General features: G+C 44.4%; 17 protein-coding genes and 3 tRNA genes. 8 read left to right on the top strand and 12 right to left on the bottom strand.

Going from position 1 to position 15,441, the window contains the following annotated elements; translation table 11 throughout:
• Positions 1-236 precede the first annotated feature (236 nt).
• The gene (locus QQK21_RS03120) at positions 237-566 is read right to left on the bottom strand and encodes a hypothetical protein (protein ID WP_284190731.1); all 330 of its coding nucleotides are present in this window, start codon (positions 564-566) and stop codon (positions 237-239) included.
• 436 nt (positions 567-1,002) lie between these two features.
• Here QQK21_RS03120 and wecB point away from each other — a divergent pair, with 436 nt between their 5' ends.
• The gene (wecB, locus tag QQK21_RS03115) at positions 1,003-2,127 is read left to right on the top strand and encodes a non-hydrolyzing UDP-N-acetylglucosamine 2-epimerase (protein WP_284190730.1); all 1,125 of its coding nucleotides are present in this window, start codon (positions 1,003-1,005) and stop codon (positions 2,125-2,127) included.
• A 44-nt stretch (positions 2,128-2,171) separates the two neighbouring features.
• Here wecB and QQK21_RS03110 read toward each other — a convergent pair whose 3' ends face one another.
• Together QQK21_RS03110 and QQK21_RS03105 are read right to left on the bottom strand one after the other, a co-directional pair.
• Entirely contained in the window at positions 2,172-2,723 is a 552-nt protein-coding gene (locus QQK21_RS03110; protein ID WP_284190729.1) for a thiamine phosphate synthase, read from the bottom strand.
• 55 nt (positions 2,724-2,778) lie between these two features.
• On the bottom strand, positions 2,779-2,988 hold the full coding sequence (locus QQK21_RS03105; protein ID WP_284190728.1) for a YaeP family protein: 210 nt from the start codon (positions 2,986-2,988) through the stop codon (positions 2,779-2,781).
• A gap of 217 nt (positions 2,989-3,205) precedes the next feature.
• On the opposite strand from QQK21_RS03105, the gene QQK21_RS03100 reads away from it, so the two are divergent.
• A complete protein-coding gene (locus QQK21_RS03100) occupies positions 3,206-3,343 on the top strand; it encodes a hypothetical protein (protein WP_284190727.1) in 138 nt (45 codons plus the stop codon).
• Positions 3,344-3,406: 63 nt separating this feature from the next.
• Here the strand turns inward: QQK21_RS03100 and QQK21_RS03095 are convergent, their stop codons facing one another.
• The 3 genes from QQK21_RS03095 to purM form a co-directional block, all read right to left on the bottom strand.
• Complete coding sequence (locus QQK21_RS03095) at positions 3,407-4,063, bottom strand: tellurite resistance TerB family protein (RefSeq protein ID WP_284190726.1); 657 nt, start codon at positions 4,061-4,063, stop codon at positions 3,407-3,409.
• 126 nt (positions 4,064-4,189) lie between these two features.
• Positions 4,190-4,831, bottom strand: coding sequence for a phosphoribosylglycinamide formyltransferase (gene purN, locus QQK21_RS03090; RefSeq protein ID WP_284190725.1), 642 nt, complete (start codon positions 4,829-4,831; stop codon positions 4,190-4,192).
• Positions 4,832-4,834: 3 nt separating this feature from the next.
• The gene (gene purM / locus QQK21_RS03085) at positions 4,835-5,875 is read right to left on the bottom strand and encodes a phosphoribosylformylglycinamidine cyclo-ligase (RefSeq protein WP_284190724.1); all 1,041 of its coding nucleotides are present in this window, start codon (positions 5,873-5,875) and stop codon (positions 4,835-4,837) included.
• A 176-nt stretch (positions 5,876-6,051) separates the two neighbouring features.
• Here purM and upp point away from each other — a divergent pair, with 176 nt between their 5' ends.
• A complete protein-coding gene (gene upp, locus QQK21_RS03080) occupies positions 6,052-6,678 on the top strand; it encodes a uracil phosphoribosyltransferase (RefSeq protein ID WP_284190723.1) in 627 nt (208 codons plus the stop codon).
• Between the two features lie 71 nt (positions 6,679-6,749).
• Here upp and QQK21_RS03075 read toward each other — a convergent pair whose 3' ends face one another.
• The 3 genes from QQK21_RS03075 to metN are packed head-to-tail and all read right to left on the bottom strand — an operon-like array spanning position 6,750 to position 9,293.
• Positions 6,750-7,559, bottom strand: a complete 810-nt coding sequence (locus QQK21_RS03075; RefSeq protein WP_284190737.1) for a MetQ/NlpA family lipoprotein — start codon at positions 7,557-7,559, stop codon at positions 6,750-6,752.
• Positions 7,560-7,591: 32 nt separating this feature from the next.
• Entirely contained in the window at positions 7,592-8,269 is a 678-nt protein-coding gene (locus QQK21_RS03070) for a methionine ABC transporter permease (RefSeq protein ID WP_284190722.1), read from the bottom strand.
• On the bottom strand, positions 8,259-9,293 hold the full coding sequence (gene metN, locus QQK21_RS03065; RefSeq protein ID WP_284190736.1) for a methionine ABC transporter ATP-binding protein MetN: 1,035 nt from the start codon (positions 9,291-9,293) through the stop codon (positions 8,259-8,261). The genes QQK21_RS03070 and metN overlap by 11 nt, the downstream gene beginning before the upstream one ends.
• 314 nt (positions 9,294-9,607) lie before the next feature.
• On the opposite strand from metN, the gene gmhB reads away from it, so the two are divergent.
• The 5 genes from gmhB (at position 9,608) to treC (ending at position 14,892) form a co-directional block, all read left to right on the top strand.
• Positions 9,608-10,165, top strand: coding sequence for a D-glycero-beta-D-manno-heptose 1,7-bisphosphate 7-phosphatase (gmhB, locus tag QQK21_RS03060; RefSeq protein WP_284190721.1), 558 nt, complete (start codon positions 9,608-9,610; stop codon positions 10,163-10,165).
• 44 nt (positions 10,166-10,209) lie between these two features.
• Positions 10,210-10,518 carry an MliC family protein gene (locus tag QQK21_RS03055; RefSeq protein ID WP_284190720.1) on the top strand — a complete coding sequence of 103 codons (309 nt, stop codon included), beginning with the start codon at positions 10,210-10,212 and terminating at the stop codon, positions 10,516-10,518.
• Positions 10,519-10,565: 47 nt separating this feature from the next.
• Positions 10,566-11,513: a trehalose operon repressor TreR gene (gene treR, locus QQK21_RS03050; RefSeq protein ID WP_284190719.1), complete on the top strand. Its 948-nt coding sequence runs from the start codon at positions 10,566-10,568 to the stop codon at positions 11,511-11,513.
• Between the two features lie 192 nt (positions 11,514-11,705).
• Positions 11,706-13,130 carry a PTS trehalose transporter subunit IIBC gene (treB, locus tag QQK21_RS03045; protein ID WP_284190718.1) on the top strand — a complete coding sequence of 475 codons (1,425 nt, stop codon included), beginning with the start codon at positions 11,706-11,708 and terminating at the stop codon, positions 13,128-13,130.
• A gap of 79 nt (positions 13,131-13,209) precedes the next feature.
• A complete protein-coding gene (treC, locus tag QQK21_RS03040) occupies positions 13,210-14,892 on the top strand; it encodes an alpha,alpha-phosphotrehalase (RefSeq protein WP_284190717.1) in 1,683 nt (560 codons plus the stop codon).
• 151 nt (positions 14,893-15,043) lie between these two features.
• Here treC and QQK21_RS03035 read toward each other — a convergent pair.
• The 3 genes from QQK21_RS03035 to QQK21_RS03025 form a co-directional block, all read right to left on the bottom strand.
• Positions 15,044-15,128, bottom strand: a tRNA-Tyr gene (locus tag QQK21_RS03035).
• Between the two features lie 56 nt (positions 15,129-15,184).
• A tRNA-Tyr gene (locus QQK21_RS03030) sits at positions 15,185-15,269 on the bottom strand.
• Between the two features lie 56 nt (positions 15,270-15,325).
• A tRNA-Tyr gene (locus tag QQK21_RS03025) sits at positions 15,326-15,410 on the bottom strand.
• Positions 15,411-15,441 lie beyond the last annotated feature (31 nt).

Genomic DNA, 15,441 nt, shown 5'->3' with positions numbered 1-15,441 from the left:
GCTATCGCCAGTGGATGCCGAGAATCGGCTTAAATCTGTGTCCGGAATTTGTTGACCACTACACTAAGTATCGATATCGGCAAACGTTCATTTCATGTTATTAGACCTGACCCCTTTTGTCCTAGAAAACTAGAATATACCCAAGATGTGTGAAACCCAAGAGCAAAAAATACCCTAATAAGGAAAAAGCCAGTCAGCTTAACTGACTGGCTTTTTATCTAAAAACTGGAAGTCCATTAATACTGTATATTGCCAATTTTACAATAACCATTTGCATCTCTAGTTGTGTATATCGTGGCTTTGTTATTACTGGTTCTAGCAATCATTGAGAGACTGACAACCGCTTGATAAATTGAGTCAGTTGGATTGATGTATGCGAAGCTTGCTTTATCTGAAGACGTATCGCAAATTTTGACACCTCCATCTAAGAAGATTCTGTATTTTAACTCAGACGCAGGAGCGATTTCTACTTTGGTTACCTTGCCATTTACCGTTCCATCCCAAGCAAACGCATTTGAGATAAATGCAGTCGCCGCAATCAGTGCCAAATTAATAGTAAATCTCATCTGTTATCCTAACGATTAATATGTTTGAGCGTATTTTAGTTGCCTGAGTTATGCTTTGTAAAGGACTCTATGGACTCCGCTTCAATAAAAACCTGGAACTAAAATTCCCCAACTAATCCCATAAATGAGCAACATAAACGGGGTCAGTTCTTATATTTTTGCTACTAATAAATTATTATAAAATCATGGTTAATAATAATGAATACCATGGGAAAAATTTAACTTAGAAGAGGAATAATCAATAGAATTAAATCTGGTCTGGCCTTAGCCCTCCACACGCCTATGACCAACCGCCTATTAAAACATCATAAGTGAGTTAAAACGTCCAAGCTGCGCTTAGTCGACTTGTTATAGCCTAAGTCATCAATTTTCTTCTCAAAACTTAGCGGTTGTGAGGGAAAACTCAGCAATATTTTAGAGTTATGGTGAATAGGCGATGGCGAAGAAAAAAATACTTACCGTCTTTGGCACTCGGCCAGAGGCGATCAAAATGGCGCCTTTGGTCGATGCGCTGGCTAAAGATGAGCGTTTTGAAGCAAAATGCTGCGTAACCGCGCAGCATAGAGAAATGCTTGATCAAGTGCTTGAGGTGTTCTCAATCACGCCCGATTACGATTTGAATGTGATGCAACAAGGGCAAACCCTCAATCAGGTAACGGCGCGTATTGTGGTTGAATTAAAGCCGATATTAAAAGCTTTTAAACCGGATGTGGTGTTAGTCCATGGCGACACCGCTACCACGTTTGCTGCTAGCTTGGCCGCTTTTTATGAAAAAATTGCCATTGGTCATGTCGAAGCTGGGCTGAGAACGGGCGATCTCTATTCGCCGTGGCCAGAAGAAGGCAATCGGCGCTTAACTGGTGTGTTTGCGCATTATCACTTTGCGCCAACCGAGACCTCAAAAGCCAACTTGGTGGCGGAAAATGTGCCACAAAAGCGAATTTGTGTCACGGGTAATACGGTGATTGATGCTTTGTATCTTATCAAAGATAAAATCGCCTCCGATGCCAAGCTTAGCGCCAATCTTAAACGCCAGTTCCATTTTATTAATCCAGACCACAGGCTGATTTTGGTCACAGGACACAGAAGAGAAAGTTTTGGCTCGGGCTTTGAAAACATCTGCCAAGCGTTAGCAGCAGTGGCGAAGGCTCACCCCAAAACACAAATTGTTTACCCCGTGCATTTAAACCCGAATGTGCAAGAGCCAGTGCATCGCTTGCTGGGCGGTATTGAAAATATCTTATTGATTGAACCTCAAGACTATTTACCCTTTGTTTATTTAATGGATAAAGCCGATATTATTTTGACCGATTCAGGCGGTATTCAAGAAGAAGCCCCAGCGTTGGGCAAACCCGTATTGGTGATGAGAGAGACCACAGAGCGCCCAGAAGCGGTTCAAGCAGGCACGGTGAAATTGGTTGGCACTAAGGTGGACACCATCGTTGAGCAGCTTGATACATTACTGAGCGATAAAGAGGCATACCAAGCGATGAGCCTTGCCCATAATCCTTATGGTGATGGTAAAGCGTGCGCGAGAATATTGGCGCAACTTGCCAAATAGAAAGGTAAGCGTCCATTTCAGTGAGGGGGATTTAGACAATGAGATTATTGCCAAAAATCACTCACCCCTGATACCCCATAAGCGCCATACCGCTGTGCCGTGGTGAGATCGTTCGCGCCTACTCCGCCTAGAGCAAAGACCGGCATGGTGGCAAGCTTGGCAAGCTTTGACAAACCCTGCCAACCAATGGTGGCTGCCTCTGGGTGGCAACTGGCGATATGAACGGGCGATACGGTCACAAAGTCACATTGCGCGCGATTGGCCGTCTCCAGTTCCTTTTTATTGTGGCATGAGGCGGCGATATAACGCGCGCCCGCTTTTCTGATGTCTCTGATGAGCGCACAATCTTGGGCATCTTTGGAAGTCAAATGCACCCCATGAAATGGCCCAAGATGACTGCCATCATAGGATGACGAGTTAATTAGCACTATGCCTGTGAGTTTTGGGCCAATCACACGCTTGAGGCTGGTTAGAGAATGGGTTTTGGCGCGGATTTGACTCATCTCAATGGTGCGGTTTTTCTCTAGCATTTGAATAATGATGTCTAAATCTTCTTCATTGCCGGTAATGGCATACTGCTTTGGTAAATGGTTCAAACGTGGCTCCAGATTGAGGTCTGATTAAGTATTAATGAATCATCAACCATTTTATTTATGGCGTATCGTCAAAGTCTGAGATGAGTAGGTTAGCGGCGGCAAAGGCAGCTTTTTCTCGCACCTCTTTGGGCAGGTCGGTTTGAGCGGCAATATCATTCAATGCGCGTAGGGTGCAGCCAATCGCTTTGGGGACATACGCTTGATCGCCACTGCCAATTTGGGCATAAAGTTCTCTCACGAGCTCACAACAGTCATACACCTTCATCACTTTTACCTATTTTTCGACTTAATATTTCACCCAATATACCGACAGTCGCTGGCAAACTCAAAGATAGCCTTTGATCGAGCGCAAAGAGTGACCAGATAGGCTGAAGTTGTACTCATTTGGGCAGCTTGTCTCAAAATCGGTCTTATATCAGTAAAAAGGAGTGAGTTTATGCATAAACAACATATAGTGCTCATTTCATAATAAGGAGAATAAAATGAAAAAAGTACTATTGATTTTAACGCTTTGTTGGTCAGCCATGGTGAGTGCATCAGAGTCTGCATATCCTTGCCCAGAGGGAGAAGTATTGCGTTGTCCTGCCACAGGACCGGGCTGCTTTTGTATGGCTGAGTAAATAAGACTTAGCTAACCAACAATGGGACCAAGTGGTCCCATTGTTGGTTATGGCTATGCAAAATCAGTGTTCACTTTGCAGCTGCAATTCCAGCTGAGCGGTTAGCTCTGGCGCGAGCCTTAGCTGTTTGGCGAGCTCTTGAAGGTAAGCCTTTTCCATAAAATTTTGTTCATCGATGACCATCAATGAGGCAAGATAAATTTCACTGGCTTGCTGCGGCGAACGAGCCAGTTTTGCAATCTCGCTTGGGTCGAGTGGCTTATTGAGCTCGGTGTGTAACACAGATTGCAATTGGCTGTCAGCCCCTGCTTCTTTAAGTGTTGACTCAATGCGCTGCATCTCATCACCGTCGACATGACCATCGGCTTTAGCGGCAGCAATCATGGCTTTTAATATCAGTTGCTGGTGTATCGCGTCCTCACTGTCAAAGCGTTCACTGTTTCCAACATCCGACTGTTTAGACTGCCAATTATTGTATGCCGAGTAAGCAAGAGCGCCAAGCGCGGCAGCGCCGCCAATTTTTAGCGCGTTTTTGCCGACTTTTTTACCCAGTTTTTTGCTTTTTTTTGACCCCATTAACAGGCCGATAAGCCCACCGCCTAAAGCGCCTGCACCGAGTGTTTTCAGCGAGCCTGAGTTTGAGGCCTGCTGAACTTTCTGCTGGCCCTGACGAGCGAGATCGGAGTTTAATGCTTGATTAAGTAAACTTTTTAAATCCATTCATGCCTCCTTGGTTTTAGCCAGATTAGCCTAATGTAGATGAATACAAGATTAATACTGTCACTTGCCAAAGGAGGTAAGTAACAAAAAAACGGGCCGAAGCCCGTTTTTTTGTTTTAGTGAGAACTAGTCTTGCGCGTAGCCATGAATGCCAAGACGTTTGCCATCGAGATAGGCCTCTTTACCGTCTTTCATCGTTAGGCGCTCTTCAACTAACCACTGAACCACTAAAGGATAAATATTGTGCTCTTGAACTTGGACGCGCTGGGTAAGAGTCTCAACCGTGTCATCTTCAAAAATGGGCACCTTAGCCTGAAGGATCACAGGCCCGCCATCGAGCTGCTCAGTGACAAAATGCACACTGGTACCATGCTCTTCATCACCTGCATGAATCGCGCGTTGATAGGTGTTAAGGCCCGGGTATTTAGGCAGTAGTGAGGGGTGAATATTGATCATTCGCCCCATATAATGCCGCACAAACTCACCGCTCAGGATACGCATATAACCAGCAAGAACAATGACGTCTGGTTTGTATTCATCGATCTGCTTCATTAGCTCGCGGTCAAAAGCGTCACGAGTGTCGAACGCATTAGGATCTAACGAGTGGGCGGCTGCGCCAGCCTTCTTGGCGCGCTCTAAGCCATAAGCTGTTGCTTTATTTGAAAAAACAGCACTTACTCGGCCAGTTTTGATTTTGTCTTCACACGCATCGATAATTGCCTGTAAGTTTGAGCCATTTCCTGACGCTAAAACAACAATACTTTTCATCGCTTATTTGATCTCTACTTGTGCTTCATTTGCTTGTGCATTGGCAATTTCACCAATGACCCATGCTTTTTCACCTTCGGCTTGAAGAAGTTCAACCGCGGCTTGAGCTTGCTCTTTCGGTAAAGCGACAATGAGACCAACACCGCAGTTAAAGGTGCGATACATTTCATGTGTGGTGACATTACCTTTTTCTTGTAGCCAGCTGAAGATGCTTGGCCATTGCCAACTACTGCCATCAATGACCGCTTTGGTGCCTTCTGGCAGAACGCGAGGAATGTTTTCCCAAAAACCGCCACCAGTAATATGAGAAATTGCATGGATATCATGCTTTTCGATCATTTTAAGCGCAGACTTGATATAAATCTTCGTTGGTTGCAAAAGATGTTCACCGATAGTTTTCCCTTCAAGCTCTTGATGGGTATCGGCGCCAGACACTTCAATGATTTTGCGTATTAGAGAGTAACCGTTTGAGTGTGGGCCACTTGAACCAACCGCGATAAGCGCATCGCCAGCGGAGACTTTCGTGCCATCTATGATGTCGGCTTTTTCAACCACACCGACACAAAAGCCAGCCACATCATAATCTTCGCCTTCATACATGCCAGGCATTTCAGCAGTTTCACCACCAATTAGCGCACAGCCAGCTTGAACACAGCCTTCCGCAATACCTGAGACGACATCAGCGGCGGTATCGACATCCAATTTTCCTGTTGCGTAATAATCGAGGAAAAATAAAGGCTCGGCACCTTGAACAATCAGATCATTGACGCACATAGCCACAAGATCGATACCAATAGTGTCATGTTTGTTCATATCCAAAGCAAGACGCAATTTGGTTCCTACACCGTCTGTGCCGGAAACCAGTACCGGTTGCTTGTATTTCGTCGGCAATTCGCAAAGTGCACCAAAACCGCCAATGCCACCCATGACTTCAGGGCGACGAGTACGTTTAACGGCGCCTTTAATACGGTCGACTAGAGCGTTACCCGCGTCGATATCTACGCCAGCATCTTTATAGCTAAGAGAAGTGTTATCAGCACTCACAAGCAAGTCCTCAGTTAAATATTGGATATGAAATCGGCGCTATTCTAACAGCGGACAATACCATATGGCAAACGTTTGCGTGGGTTTTTCTTTTGTTCTAACTCAAGAATTACTCGCCAAAATCATTTATAATCCGCAGGTTTGTTTAAATGTTACCTAAGTACTCGGAGATGGAAATGAAAGTTGTTGAAGTAAAACACCCTCTGGTTAAACATAAAATTGGTCTAATGAGAGAAGGTGATATCAGTACCAAGCGCTTTCGTGAGCTAGCAACGGAAGTAGGCAGTCTGCTGACTTATGAGGCAACCTCTGACTTTGAAACAGAGAAAGTAACCATTGAAGGTTGGAATGGTCCTGTTGAAGTTGATCAAATTAAAGGTAAAAAAGTTACTGTGGTGCCTATTTTGCGGGCGGGTTTGGGGATGATGGACGGCGTGCTTGAACATGTACCCAGTGCGCGCATCAGCGTTGTCGGTATCTACCGTGATGAAGAAACCCTTGAGCCTGTGCCTTACTTTAACAAACTTGCTTCAAACATTGATGAACGAATTGCTTTGGTGGTTGACCCTATGTTGGCAACGGGCGGATCAATGATAGCAACCATTGATTTGCTAAAAGAGAAAGGTTGTAGCCAGATTAAAGTCTTGGTACTGGTTGCCGCTCCGGAAGGGATTGAAGCGCTCGAAAAAGTGCATCCAGATGTTGAACTCTATACTGCCGCCATCGATGAAAAGCTCAATGACAAAGGTTATATCGTACCTGGTCTTGGTGATGCAGGCGATAAGATTTTTGGTACTAAATAAGAGTGATGAACAAAATTAACAAGGGAGCGTTTGCTCCCTTTTACTATGCTTAACTAACCTAGTTAGCTGGGTTACCAACCTTTTACTACGCCGCCTTGGAAAATTTTGTAGGCAGCATTGTAGACTTCTTCTGTTTGGTACGACTTTATAAAGTTTTGTACATTCTCAGCGTTGACGTTATCTTCACGTGCCACGATCAGGTTAACGTATGGCGACTCTTTACCTTCAACAAAGATACCGTCTTTTTCCGGAGTAAGATTGACTGAACTTGCGTACGTTGTGTTGATCACAGACAGGGCAACGTCATCTAAAGAGCGCGGAAGCTGAGCGGCGTCCAGTTCAACTATTGTGACATTTTTAGGGTTGTCAGTGATGTCACGAACGGTGGCTAAAAGGCCAACATTTTCACGCAGCTTGATAATGCCTTGCTGCTCAAGTAGCAGTAGTGAACGACCAAGGTTAGTTGGATCATTAGGTACGGCAATTCTATCACCATCAATAATTTCATCGACGGACTTTACTTTCTTCGAGTAGCCAGCGATTGGGTACACAAAGGTATTGCCAGCAATCGTTAATTTGTAGCCACGATCTTTGATTTGCTGATCCAGATAAGGTTTGTGCTGGAATGCGTTGATATCAATTGAGCCATCATCCAGTGCTGCATTGGGTGTGACATAATCGGTAAAGGTCACCAACTCAACGTCCAGTCCGTAAGTTTGTTTTGCTACCTTGGCTGCCACTTCTGCTACTTGAGCCTCAGCACCAGCCATGACACCGACTTTCACTTTGTTGACGTCAGCTTGTTTGTCGCCGCATCCTGCTAACACAAGAGCAGAAGCAGCAACAGCCGTAGTAAGCAGGCCTTTAATTCCTAATTTCATCATCTTTCTCCTTAACTTCAATTCGAATAGGTTTATCTGTGATCGACGCGGCGCACGAGTGCATCACCGATCGATTGAATAATCTGTACTAAAACAATGAGCATCACGACCGTTACCGCCATAATCACCACATCGTAGCGATGAAAACCGTAGCGAATCGCAACATCACCAAGTCCACCACCACCGACCGTGCCTGCCATCGCCGAGTAGCTTACCAAGGTAACCAATGTAATAGTGACCGAGTTAACGATAGTGGGTAGAGCTTCAGGTAAAAGAACTTTGCAAATAATTTGTAGTGGCGTTGCTCCCATTGATTGGGCTGCCTCAACCAATCCGGTAGGCACTTCTAACAAGGCACTTTCAATCAGGCGTGCCACAAATGGAATCGCCCCAATGGTGAGTGGAACAATTGCGGCTGTTGTGCCGATAAATGTGCCAACAAGAATTTTCGTGACAGGAATGATCGCGACCATAAGTACAAGAAAGGGAACCGATCGCCCCACATTAACAATGGCACCCAGCAGACGGTTGAGTTTGGTATTCTCTAGTAATCCACCTTTTTTGCTGGTGTGCAAAATGACCCCCAAAGGAATACCAACAGCGAACCCAACGATACCCGCAACGGCAACCATGTACAGAGTTTCACTCGTTGCATTAATGAGAAGCTGACCATTTAAAGTTAGCCACTGTGAAAGAGTCTCAAAGGACATAACCTAGCACCTCTACTTTTACATTGTGTGCACGAAGAAATTCGATTGCCGCTTTGTCATCGTGTTCATTACCAAACAGTTCAGCGACCATCATGCCGAACTTGACGCCGCCAGCATAATCAAGATCGGAGCTGAGTATACTGACATCAATATTAAACTTGCGCGCAATTTGACTCATAAGTGGTGCATCAACGGTAGCGCCAGTAAATTCAAGGCGCACAAGAGGGTAGCTTCCCTCCACTCTTGTCGTCTGAAGGCGCACTTGGTAATCATCAGGAATCGATAAATCCAGTGTAGAGCGAATAAATTCATGAGCAAGTTCTGTCTTTGGATGAGCGAAAATATCACCCACAGAACCGCTTTCAACCAGCTCTCCACCACCAATGATCGCGACCTCATGGCAAATACTTTTCACTACGTCCATTTCATGCGTGATAAGTAAGATAGTAATCTTAAGCTTACGATTGATTTCTTTGAGTAGCTCTAGAATCGATTGAGTGGTGGCAGGATCGAGAGCACTGGTGGCCTCATCGCACAGCAACACTTTTGGATCGCTTGCCAATGCCCGAGCGATGGCAACGCGTTGTTTTTGACCGCCACTCAAATTGGCGGGATAGCTTTCATGCTTATCAGCTAGACCAACCAATTTTAGCAGTTCAGTCACTTTATCCTTAATGTGCGCTTTTTCTTTGCCTGCAAGTTCAAGTGGTAAAGCCACATTGTCAAAGACGGTTCGTGATGAAAGCAGATTAAAATGCTGAAAAATCATACCTATATTACGGCGCGCTTCGCTGAGCTGTGCTTTAGATAGCTGGGTTAAATCGACGCCATCAACGACAATAGAACCTGAACTTGGCGCTTCGAGCATATTAACACAACGAATCAGAGTACTTTTCCCTGCTCCTGATGAGCCAATTACACCAAATATGGTTCCCTGAGATATAGTAAGATTAATATCCTTAAGGGCATGTATTTCTTTGCTTCCTTGTAGAAATACTTTGTTTACTTGATTAATTTCAATCATCGAGAAATCCGCGATTAGGTTAAGGTCAACTGACGTTTGAACACCACTTATGCTCGAAAGGCAGTAAGCCTCAATCAATAATAGATAGTTTGGCATGCCGTCGCATAGACCACAGATGCTATGGCTTCATACTAAATGTGTCAATAGATATTTTTACGTCTAGACGTCCAAACGCCTTTTTTACTTTAAATGATTGGGGAATTAGATAGTGCTGAATGAAATAAAGCATGTAATAATTCAAGCATGTGTCGGCCTTTATAAGCAAAATATGGCGGAAAAAGGCCAGTAAATAATAGCAAATAGAGAAATAAGTTTTGGCAAAACCAGCTGTCTTTTTGGATCGTGATGGAGTGATTAATGTCGATCACGGTTATGTACACGACGAACACGATTTTGAGTTTATTGAAGGTGTGTTTGAAGCAACGAAAAAGCTCAAGGAAATGGGCTATTTGTTGGTGCTGGTGACTAACCAATCGGGTATCGCTCGCGGAAAGTTTAGTGAGGAGCGTTTTTTGTCTCTAACTCAATGGATGGATTGGAACTTCGTTGACAATGGCGTCGAGTTCGATGGTTTTTATTATTGCCCCCATCATGCCGAGCATGGCCAAGGCAAGTACCAACAAGACTGTGATTGCCGAAAGCCAAAGCCGGGTATGTTTCTTTCTGCAAAAGATTACCTCAAGATTGATATGGCTAACTCAGTCATGGTGGGTGATAAAGCTGAAGATATGATTGCAGCTCAAGCCGCCGGTGTTGGGACATGCATATTAGTTCGCACTGGAAAGCCCGTCACTGAAGCCGGACAAGCGTTGGCCTCTGTTGTGCTGGATAGCCTTAGCGATGTTCCCGAGTATGTAGATAGCAAAAAGTAGCCAGTATTCGGCTCTATCCTTTGGTCTTTTTATTGGAAAAAATAATGACTGTAAAAATGCTTAGTGGCCTTTTGGTGGCTGCGATACTACAAGGCTGTAGTGCTTCCTATGTGACTTATCATTGCCAAGCAGACAAAGAGTTTGAGGTTTCCTATGCACAGGGGGATCAATCAGCAACCTTGAGGGTGATGAATCAAGAGTACCCTATGATGCAGGTCCCTGCGGGATCGGGTGTAAAGTACATCCTTAGCGATAAGGCAAAATCGAGCGTTAATCCTATTGTTTTACACACCAAAGGAGAACACGCGCGCTTAGAAATTGGCTCTGAAGTCTACAAGGGTTGTAAAATATAGTCGTCTTAACTATATGATTTTCTGAAAAGAATCATTCGAAAGGAATTATGAGTAAAAAACTGACCATTGTTGATATCGCTAAGCTCTCTGGTGTAGGTAAATCTACCGTCTCTCGTGTATTGACTAACGACCCTAAAGTAAAAGCGGCAACGCGGGAAAAAGTAGAGCGAGTGATAAAGCAGTCTGGTTATGTCCCTTCTAAATCAGCGCAGGCGATGCGTGGTGGAAGCCAGAAAGTGGTTGGCGTTATTATCTCTCGTTTGGATTCCCCATCGGAAAATCGAGCTGTCGGCAGTATGCTTCAGGTTCTCTATCGTAGTGGCTATGATGCGGTGATTATGGAGAGTCAGCTAAACCGCCAGTTAGCCAATGAGCATCTTGAGGTGCTTGGCAAGCGTAATGTTGATGGTGTCATTGTGTTTGGTTTCAGTCACTTTGATGTTGAACGCTTAGCCAAGTGGCAAGGTAGATCCGTAGTGATTGCCATGGATACCAAGGCCACTTCGTCTATTAATTATGACAATGATGGTGTAATACGTTTAGCCTTGGACCATCTTTACCGTCAAGGGATGCAAGAGATTGCTTTTATCGGTGTTGATCCTTCCGATCAGACCACAGGGCATCTGCGTTTACAAGCTTACCTTGCTTGGTGTCATCAATATGGGCACAAAGCCAACTACAGGACCGGTCAGCTTAATCTAGAAAGCGCTTATAATTTGGTTGATCAGGTGCTTGCCAAAGAGACTCAAGCGATCAGTTGCGCAAGTGATACTTTGGCGCTTGGTGTGATTAAACGCCTTCAAGAGCTTGGCCGTGAAGATATCATGGTGACAGGTGTCGGAGGCAGTGAGTTACTGTCGTTTCTTTTTCCCAATGTATTTAGTATTGATCCGGGTTATGCAAAAGCCGGAGAAAAAGCTGCTAACCTACTAATTTCCATGATAAATGGTGAAGCTGATTCTGTTCACCTTACTCAGTCACCAGTTCTAACTTAGCGGGTCTATTAGTCTCTGGTCTAGATTTTATACTGTGATCTTATTCAATTTATGGGACCGTTCCCATTTTAATTTGTCGATAGATTTGACATTATAAGTGCGAGTTGGGAATGTTCCCACTTTACTATAATTCATGACTCGGGGTCGGGTGCTCCGCGTAAAATGAGAATCCAATTCAGGGTGGATAAGACTATGAGCAAGATTTCGAGACAAGAGGTCGAGCAGCTAATAGAAAATGTGGGTGGACGCGATAACATCGCTAGTGTAAGCCACTGTTTAACACGTCTTCGATTTGTATTAAATGATACCGACAAAGCCGATACCAAAGCTTTAGAAGCATTGTCTTTGGTAAAAGGGTGTTTTACGAATGCTGGCCAATTTCAAGTGGTTGTTGGGACTAATGTTGATGACGTGTATAAGATTTTAATCGAGCTTTCTGGACAATCAGAGGCGTCCAAAGACGAAGCGAAACAGGCCGCTCGCCAGAATATGAATATATTAGAGCGCGGTATCTCGCATCTTGCTGAAATCTTTGTTCCTCTTTTGCCAGCAATCATCACTGGTGGTTTGATACTAGGTTTTCGTAATGTGATTGGCGACATCAAGATGTTTGATGGCCAATCCTTGACTCAAATCAGTCAGTTCTGGGCAACGGTTCACAGCTTTTTGTGGTTAATTGGTGAAGCTATTTTCTTCTTCCTACCTGTTGGTGTGTGTTGGTCAACCGTTAAAAAACTGGGGGGAACACCGATTCTGGGTATTACCCTTGGTGTGACTCTTGTGTCGCCACAACTGATGAATGCCTATTTAATTGGGCAACAAATGCCAGAAGTATGGGATTTTGGCTGGTTTACGATTGAGAAAGTGGGTTACCAGGCTCAGGTTATCCCAGCGATGTTAGCGGGGGTCGCGCTTGCTTTTATTGAGACCAATTTAAAGCGTATCGTACCTTCTTATCTGTATTTGGTGGTGGTGCCTTTTGTTTCAATTATTGTCTCTGTCGTTCTTGCGCATTCTTTGATTGGTCCATTTGGACGAGCATTGGGTGATGGGGTCGCTTTTGCTGCCAAAGCCGCGATGACAGGGGACTTTGCGATGATCGGCTCTACTCTCTTCGGCTTTTTGTATGCTCCACTGGTCATTACAGGGATTCACCATACTACAAACGCAGTCGATCTACAGTTGATGCAGGACCTAGGTGGTACTCCTATCTGGCCTTTGATCGCTTTGTCTAATATTGCTCAGGCCTCTGCGGTTGTTGGCATCATCATTATCAGCAAGAAGCATGGCGAAAGAGATATTTCTGTTCCTGCGGCTATCTCTGCTTATCTTGGTGTCACTGAGCCTGCTATGTATGGCATCAACCTTAAATACAAATTCCCGATGTTAAGTGCCATGATAGGCAGTGCAATTGCCGCTGCGATTTGTGGTAGTGCAGGTGTGATGGCAAACGGTATTGGTGTTGGTGGCTTACCCGGTATTCTTTCTATTCAGCCTCAGTTTTGGGGTATCTATGCTATCGCTATTTTGGTGGCGATTGTTGTTCCGACCGCATTGACTTTGTTCTTTTATAAACGCGCTCAAATTAAGGGTGAATTAGAAACCGTGGGCGCTTAAAAGGTTTGGGCCGAGGCATAACGTTTGGGTTATGGCTCGGCTTTTTTATGATTTTTATTTTTGGTAAGTGAATGAGACGATGACATTGAGTACACAGGATCAGAATTGGTGGAAAACCGCATCAATTTATCAGATTTATCCTAAGAGTTTTTGTGATAGCAGTGACAAGGGTACAGGTGATATCCAAGGCATTATTTCAAAACTTGATTATCTTAAGTTGCTTGGTATTGATGCGATTTGGCTTACGCCAGTATACCAGTCACCTATGATTGATAATGGCTATGATATTTCAGATTATTACGCCATTAATCCTGACTTTGGCACTATGCAAGATTTTGAACAATTGGTTGCAGAGGCTCGCCAGCGCGGTATTCGCATTATTATGGATATTGTTGTTAATCACACCTCGACCGAGCATGCTTGGTTCCAGTCTGCTTTGGGGGATAAAAACAGTCCTTACCGAGATTATTATATTTGGAAAGATCCTGTTGATGACGAAGTCCCCAATAACTGGCAGTCTAAATTTGGCGGCAGTGCTTGGGAGCTGGATGCCAAGACAGGTCAGTACTATTTGCATTTATTTGCCAAGGAGCAGGCTGACCTCAACTGGGAAAATCCACAAGTACGCCAAGCGGTAAAAGACGTGATTAGCTTTTGGGCGGAAAAAGGGGTTGATGGATTTCGCCTTGATGTCATCAATCTTATATCTAAGCAACAAGACTTTCCTAATGATGATCTGGGTGATGGGCGTCGCTTTTATACTGATGGCCCGCGAGTACATGAATATTTGCAGGAGATCAGTGCCGCGGTATTTCGCAAATATGGCAGCGTCACGGTAGGGGAAATGTCCTCGACATCATTAGCGCATTGCCAGCAATACTCTTCACTAGATAGCAAAGAGCTTTCAATGGTGTTTAACTTTCACCATTTAAAAGTGGACTACCCGAACGGAGAAAAGTGGACTAACGCCCCATTTGATTTTATTCAGCTCAAAGAGATTTTCAACCACTGGCAAACGGGTCTTAATGGCAAAGGTTGGGGGGCTTTATTTTGGTGTAACCATGATCAGCCTCGCGTGGTTAGCCGCTTTGGTGACGATAAAGCGTATCGGGTTGAATCAGCAAAGATGCTTGGGGCCGCTATTCATATGATGCAGGGTACGCCTTATATTTATCAAGGTGAAGAGATTGGTATGACCAACCCAAGCTATAGCTCTATCAGTCAGTATCGTGATGTAGAAAGCATCAATATGTATGACATTATGGTTAATCATAATGGGGTGTGCGCTGAGAACATGATGGCGATATTGGCGCAGAAATCACGAGATAATTCTCGTACTCCTATGCAGTGGAATGATGAAAAGTATGCTGGTTTTTCTCAAGGCCGACCATGGCTGGAGGTTGCTGGGAACTATCGAGATATTAATGCGGCTAAAGCCGTTGATGACTCGAGTTCGGTATTTTACTTCTACCAAAAACTGATTGCCTTGCGCAAAGATATAGAGGTTATCACCTCAGGCAACTATCAAGATCTGTATCCACAGCATGAACAAATTTTTGCTTATCAGCGTCACAGTGAAAAACAAACCTTAATTTGTTTGAATAATTTTTATGCGGCTGAGGCAAACTGTATTCTGCCTGACACATTTGATGTGACGAAAGCGCAATACTTGTTAGGAAACTACGAGGATTTGGCAGAAGAAGTGTCGGTAAATCAGGTTCTGCGTCCGTACGAAACGCGGATTATCTTATTAGAAAACTAGAACAATCTGCTTCACACACCCCCAGTTTTGTGTTGTCTTTTTGCCCTGCTTGCAGGGCTTTTTTGTTTCAAGGGTGCTTTGTTTTAAGGGAGGCTTGAGGGGAAAAGATGCAAAAAAGCCGACTCAATGAGTCGGCTTTTATGACTTGATATGGTGGAGGGGGACGGATTCGAACCATCGAAGGCAGTGCCAGCAGATTTACAGTCTGATCCCTTTGGCCACTCGGGAACCCCTCCAGAGTATTTTTATCCTTAATTGATGTTTTCCCAACACAGCAATCAAGCGTTGAATATGGTGGAGGGGGACGGATTCGAACCATCGAAGGCAGTGCCAGCAGATTTACAGTCTGATCCCTTTGGCCACTCGGGAACCCCTCCAGGGTATTTTTATCCTTAATTGATGTTTTCCCAACACAGCAATCAAGCGTTAAATATGGTGGAGGGGGACGGATTCGAACCATCGAAGGCAGTGCCAGCAGATTTACAGTCTGATCCCTTTGGCCACTCGGGAACCCCTCCAGGGTATTTTTATCCTTAATTGATGTTTTCC

This window comes from Vibrio zhanjiangensis (assembly GCF_030161235.1).
Classification (GTDB): domain Bacteria; phylum Pseudomonadota; class Gammaproteobacteria; order Enterobacterales; family Vibrionaceae; genus Vibrio; species Vibrio zhanjiangensis.
The sequence above is the reverse complement of the archived record's forward strand: the minus strand, read 5'-3'. Positions and strand labels throughout refer to the sequence as shown.